This window comes from Flavobacterium sp. KMS (assembly GCF_000813005.1).
Lineage (GTDB): Bacteria > Bacteroidota > Bacteroidia > Flavobacteriales > Flavobacteriaceae > Flavobacterium.
In genome coordinates this window covers 25537-32250 of the sequence record NZ_JSYP01000031.1, presented here as the reverse complement: position 1 = coordinate 32250, position 6714 = coordinate 25537, and the positions used below count along the sequence as shown (strand labels likewise).

General features: G+C 32.3%; 2 protein-coding genes and 1 pseudogene. All 3 read right to left on the bottom strand.

Annotated features, from left to right (window positions below; translation table 11 throughout):
- Positions 1-748 (bottom strand): annotated as a pseudogene (locus OA93_RS22310) (hypothetical protein); the annotation flags it as partial.
- Position 749: 1 nt separating this feature from the next.
- On the bottom strand, positions 750-5414 hold the full coding sequence (locus tag OA93_RS22305) for a hypothetical protein (RefSeq protein ID WP_052259576.1): 4665 nt from the start codon (positions 5412-5414) through the stop codon (positions 750-752).
- Positions 5415-5903: 489 nt separating this feature from the next.
- Positions 5904-6617, bottom strand: a complete 714-nt coding sequence (locus tag OA93_RS22300) for a YebC/PmpR family DNA-binding transcriptional regulator (RefSeq protein WP_035621292.1) — start codon at positions 6615-6617, stop codon at positions 5904-5906.
- Positions 6618-6714: the final 97 nt, after the last annotated feature.

Genomic DNA, 6714 nt, shown 5'->3' with positions numbered 1-6714 from the left:
TTTCATAAGTTTTTTTATCTGTAGAACGTTCCACATAATAACTACCGTATGCATGAGATAGGATTTTAAAGTTCCAACTTAACATTGTACTGTTATCACTAAAGTGCGCAGTAAAATCCATTGGTTTTGGTAGAGATTCATATTCTTTTAGCCCTACAAAAATACCTCCATAATCAATGCTCATTTCAGTTTCGGGTATGTTTGATGATATTCTGTATGCGTATTTTTCGTTTTCTTTGGCTGTTTTGTCTTCAAATCCTAAACCAGCTTTTTTTGCAATCTCAAAATCTTTATCGGCAGTGAATAATGCAAACGTAAATCTTTGTTCTGTTTCTTCGGCAAGATTAATGATGTTCTCCATTTTATCGGTTCCAGAAACTGCAAAATCTTCTCCATAGATAGCCTGAGCAATAATCGCTGCATTATCATTATCCTGAATTAACTTTTCCCAGTTTTCTAGTGGTTCTGGTTTCATAATTTGAGATAAAACCACTCTTTCAGGGTTAGATAATGTTTTGTTATCTCTTGTAACAGTATATCTTTCTATTAGGTATCCATAAGTGTTTAGTTTTTTCCAAGCAATAGGATTTGTCACCGCCCAACGTAATAAAATCCTGTCTTTTTGTACTCTTGCTATAACTTGAATTCCAGGTTTTTTTTCAATCGATGCTATTTCTTCTTTTTTATTTTGAGCAAAAACATTACTAATTATTATAAAAAAAAGTATAATTAAAATTTTAAACTTCATGCTAATTTGATTTATTGAATGTAAAAATTGAACTAGAGCCTAATTGCCCTCCTGGTAGTGTATAATTCAATTTAATGTTATATGAACCTTGTTTTATGTACGGGAATTTACCGTTAATGATATAGTCGTATTTGTTAATCATTGCTTGATTTCTGGTATTTACAAAGTAGTTGACTATTTTATAACGTACATCTAGAAAATCATTTTTATAATAAAATGGTTGATTATATCGGAAAGGCAAATATTCTTTCAGCATAAAACTATTAGGATTATTTATGATGTAATCCTGATACCATGCCAAGGTTTCAACTCCTTTAGTAGGAGGGATTCCCAATATTTTGGTATCTCTATCGAAAGTTATGATTCCTTCTAACGGATATCCTTTATAGACCAAAGGATAGATTTCGTTTTTGTAATAACTATCATCTAGTATTGCTTCAACGTTTATCAATGGCACATTTAGTGTTTTTTCATTACCAATTATTTCTATTTCATCAAATGGTTCTGTTGAATTATTAAGAGATTGTAATGCATGGATATCTGAATAAATGATTTCTACCAATGTTTGTTTAGGCTTTTTTGCTGCCATTTTTTCTTGGAAAGTATTGTATTGGCTTGTATTAAAATTATATTGTAAAAGTTCAATACCTTGCCCACCTGTAATAGTTTCTGTTAATTTATTGCTTTTAACTTCTAAGCTAGAATCTGATCCTAAATCCTGTTTATCAAAACTTTCGGTCATATTTCCATTTGCATCTGTTTTTGTTTCTAGTGTCATTAATGAAACATTATATTGTTTTGATGTTTGTAAAGAGGGTAAATCGACGACAACTTTTTTAAGAGAACTGTTGTAACTTATAGATCCAGATCCAAGAGCTGTTTTATTTCCTGTTTTATAAAATGCTTTTTGCGATTGACCAGTTTTTAAATCAAATAAATAGGGTTGACCTTGTTTTAAGACAACATAAGCTTGCTTCGTTTCATTTTGGTACACATATTTCTGATCAATTACAGGATAACAATACGCTATATTATTTACAGGGATATTATTTGGAGCAACACCAGTTGTAAAATTTCTTGTTTCGGTCTCGGTTGCTATTTGCCCATTTTCATATATCGTTTTCCAAGTTCCATTTACATTTTCTTGGAAACTTACTTTTGCTGTTATACTTAAACTCGAATTTTGTGGTAATATATCAAAAGCAGTAAATGTTAATAAATCTTTGGTTTTATTCCAAGCTAATTCTCCTACAATAGGAACACCATCTTTTTTAACGGTACATTCTTCAAGTTTTAACATGTAAGTTTTTACTCCTCCATCATCTTCAATAGTAAAGTTTTTATCTATAGGCATATTAAATCCGACTTGAGGAATGGTAAAAACATCTACATCTTTTGTTCCTTCGGCAGGAGTTATGTCTGCGATTGTCTTAAGACCTCCTAATGGACTATCTGTAATGAATTCACATTGCTTACCAAATTCTAATTTAAATCGGAAGCTACCTTTTACCGCTCCACCTAATAAATTAAAATAACCTCCTAAATATCCTCTTATCCATACAGGATTAGGTAATTTTGCTTGTAAAAGAACAGCTCCACCACCTTTTATGATTGATATTTTCTTTCTAATCATGAATAATTTAATCTTCAAACCTAGTTCGCCCTGCAAATAAGCATAGGATTGTCCATTGGCATACCAACCATTTATACCAATTTGCCCTGAACCTTTACATGCAGCTTCGCCATAATCTTTTACCATTATATCGAATCCAAATCCTGCTTGAAAATTTGCATAGAATATAAGGAAGGTTAGGTCACCAGTTTTTAGACTAAAATCTGACCCAAAGGCAAAACCTTTTCCTGACGAAATGCTATTTTCGTCTCGCATATAATCTAATTTTGCAACTTCCAACCCTAAAATTTGTGCTACTATAGCAGGTGGTGGTGGACTTGCAGGAATGTCGTCTCCTAACATGAAGTAACCTCCAGCTTCTACTTCTATAGGTCCAATTGCTAGTTTTATTCCTAAACGATCAGTAGGAGTCCCCATGCGTATATACCATTTGTCTGGTCCAAAATGTAATACTGCCCAACCAGCCCTATTACCCGAAGCACGACCTTTTATAAAACCTCCAGGCGTATCTATATATAAATCGAATGTACCATGCAAGGTCTTTGCTCTAAAGTCATATTCTATGGCTGCAAATGCATTGATACCCATAGATTGTTTTACCGTATTAGGATATAGCTGTTCAGCAGCTTTAGATAAGTTTGAGGTTTTTAGAGCCTCTAATGCAACTTTAGATAATAATGATTCGTTTTCGGCAACGGCTTTTAAAGCACCTGTTAACTCTTCTGCTCCAGGTATTTCAAAAGGTTGCATTACGTGACCTTCTCCATAAATACTAATTCTATTTATACCAGAGTTACTATTAAAAGCAATTTCAAAACCAGCACCACCCCAAAAAGCATCGGCGGTTGCAGTTCCTGCAAATTTTATCATCGCTTTAACTCCAAGACTAGAATCGATATCTGGAACATAATTAGAACCCGATGCTACAAATGAAGAACTAAAGCCGTCCTTTCTCATCTTATAATAGGCGCCTCCACCAAAACCTTTGAAAGTGATTGCTCCTGCAGGTATATTAAGGTTATCTACCATAGCGTCTACATACCAATATCTAAATGTAGTAGAACCAAAAATAGCATTTGCCTCTACAGCTATTCCGCCAGTAAAATCAGCTCCTACCATTCCTTTAAAGCCATTGCCATAAACAGGGTCGTTATCCATTATGGTAATACTTCCTTTAAATTTCACTCCTCCTAAATCGGCAGAAACCTTAATCTCTTCAAATTTTAAATGATCAAATTTCCATTTTTGAATGCCTTCATTTTTTGCAAATTTTCCAACAACATAAAATTTTGTTTGTCCTTTAAATTGATCTTTCATCAAGTTAACGGCCAAATCTATTTTTAAACTCGCCGATTCGTCATCTGCAATTAAGGCAATTTCATTTATTGTTATAGGGAAATTACTAACTTTTGCATCATCTTCAGCAGCATTCTTATACCCAAAATAATCTGCTTTTATATAAGGAACTACAGTTTGTAATTGTAAATTCTGAAATGTAACTCCTTTAAAATTTACTGTTTCTTTTGTATCGTTTTCAGACTCGGGAGTGTTACTTCCTTTTATAGCTAAGCTTCCATAAAGAACAGCTTTGGGCAGGAAAACACCTTCTTTTACTTTTAGTTCTACATACGAGTTTTTTTCTATTTTTGCATTTGCCTTAAATAATTGAAAACAAATATCACTTTTTACTTCTGCTTTTAAAAGATATTCATTATCTATAGGATTAATGATTGCTTTATAGCCAAGTTCGCTCCTTACACCTGGCTTGCATTGCTTGGATGGGTCAGTAACTGGTAAAACGATGTCTCCATCAAACGAGGCATATGTTAATGAATTTGCTCTAAAACCTAATTCAATATGATTAACGGAAAATTGCCAGCCTGAAGCACTTCCTTTACCTAAATCCAAAACATTTTCGGCAGAGAAATTCCCCGAAACACCCATTCGGTCAATTAATAAATCAGTAGCTTTAAAAACAATTCGCTGATTTGTTTCTTTATTCTTAAACTGTGCAGGTAAAACTACTTTTAAGGATTTTACATATAAACCCCTCCATAAATTTTCATTACCAGGAACTAGATAGTCTTTTTCATAATCCTTTGGCCAAACTACATCACTAGAATTTCGAATATCACTAAAATCGATTACCGCTTTGTTTAATTCAAAGGAGGTACCTTTATAACTAGTCAACTGAAAACTTGGTAAAGAGATTTCTACCAAAATATCATTCCAGTTAGATACTATTGTTTTAAATTTTGCTTCCACTCTTTGTGGAGATGCTATAACATTGTAATTAGCATCAACAGGTTCTAGCAATGTTCTCGAGAAAACTACATCTGCAGTTATTCCTAATTCTTTAAATCCATTACAATCTATAGTTACGTATGTTTTATTCTCGACTTGCCCAGTGGCCATAGTCATGCCACCTTTTAAAATCAATAATAAATTCTCACCATTAATTTTTATTGGAACATCACCAAGTAAAACCAAATTAGTATCACCTACTAATCCCCCTTTATGAGAGAGTTTAATGTTATTAGCTCCAAAAAAGAGCTCTTTAGGATTACCAGATGCATCATGCTGAGGGAGGATTATTTTTACAAATGCAGTTAACTCAGTATATTCGGGAGTGAATTTTGCATTACTAACGCCTAAAATATATTGTATACCACCAATTGTCTTTTTAATACCCAAAGGTAGCATTGACAAACTTTTAGGTTCTAACAGATCAGTTAAATTACTGTTTTTATCAATTTCTTTAAAAACTCCAATTGCCTTATTCAAATCCTCATTAGTTGGATCAGCAATTGGATAGTTTTCTTTTATAAAAGTATTGGTAAATTCACTTTGTGAAGCCGGAGAAAAAAGAGATAAAGTGTTTGTTTCTTTTTGGGAAAGTATATTTATAATCGGATTGTTCTTTTTTAGATTACTAATCGTATCTCGATTTGTATTTGAAAAACAATTAATACTTATGATAAATAAAACGAAATTTAATAAGAAAGAGGATAACCTAGGAGTAGTTTTTTTCAATGTTTTGTAGGTTTGATTTGGTATTAGGCATTAAATTAACGAATTAACTTAGCTTATTGTAGTGATTTAATGGCGGCCAAATATAAAAAAATTTTAATAGGAAAAAAATGGTTTACAAGAAGTTATAATAACTTTCTTAACCGTTAAATTATATGGCAATGGAATTGTTTTATAGGTTGTTGATTTTACATTGTTTATTTTGATAAATACTCGAAAGCAAATTAGTTTTATTTGTTTCTGAGTATTATAAATTAGGTTTAGCAAAATGTATTCTTCAATACTTTGTTTTAAATTTTTAGATTTTTTCTTATGTATAAGAATCGCACGAAAGTAGCAGACTTTTGATGGATGCACAATACCCAGTTTTAGTGATATTCTAATAAAAATGAGGTAAGGAAATAGTATTAAAAATTGTAATAATATTTCTTCTTTAAAACAAAAAAAACTCCAGATTTCTCTGGAGTTTAGTATATAGTATAAAAGTAAAAATTACTCTTCTTTCATCGTATGATATACGTTCATAACATCATCATCTTCTTCGATTTTTTCGATAAGTTTTTCTACATCTGCAATTTGAGCTTCAGTAAGTTCTTTCGTTATTTGTGGGATACGTTCAAAACCAGAAGATAAGATTTCAAGACCTCTATTTTCTAGTTCTTTTTGGATAGTTCCAAAACTTCCAAAAGGAGCATAGATTAAAATTCCGTCTTCATCCTCAAAAACCTCTTCAGCACCAAAATCGATTAATTCTAGTTCCAATTCCTCAGGATCAAGATTGCCTTTAGGGATTCGGAAATTACAAGTATGGTCAAACATAAATTCAACCGAACCTTGTGTTCCCATAGTTCCGTTGCATTTGTTAAAGTAACTACGAATATTGGCTACTGTACGATTATTGTTATCAGATGCAGTTTCTATTAATATTGCAATTCCGTGAGGAGCATAACCTTCAAATAAAATTTCTTTATAGTTGGCAGTATCTTTATTGCTGGCATTTTTTATAGCGCGCTCAACGTTGTCTTTAGGCATGTTGGCTGCTTTGGCATTTTGTATAACCGCTCTTAGTCTAGAGTTGGCATCCGGATTAGGACCACCTTCTTTAACGGCCATTACGATATCTTTACCAATACGGGTAAATGTTTTGGCCATTGCCGACCAACGTTTCATTTTTCTACCTTTTCTAAATTCAAACGCTCTTCCCATTGCTAATTTTTTATTTTGAGTTGCAAAAATACAGTTATTAGTTATTTTACAAAAACAAACACTATGTTTTTTTTGGTGAAATGTAAACTGGTGGCAG

What these genes read in the sequence shown, in the direction of transcription:
- OA93_RS22300 (WP_035621292.1), bottom strand. Translation starts at nt 6,617, where the DNA reads ATGGGAAGAGCGTTTGAATTTAGAAAAGGTAGAAAAATGAAACGTTGG.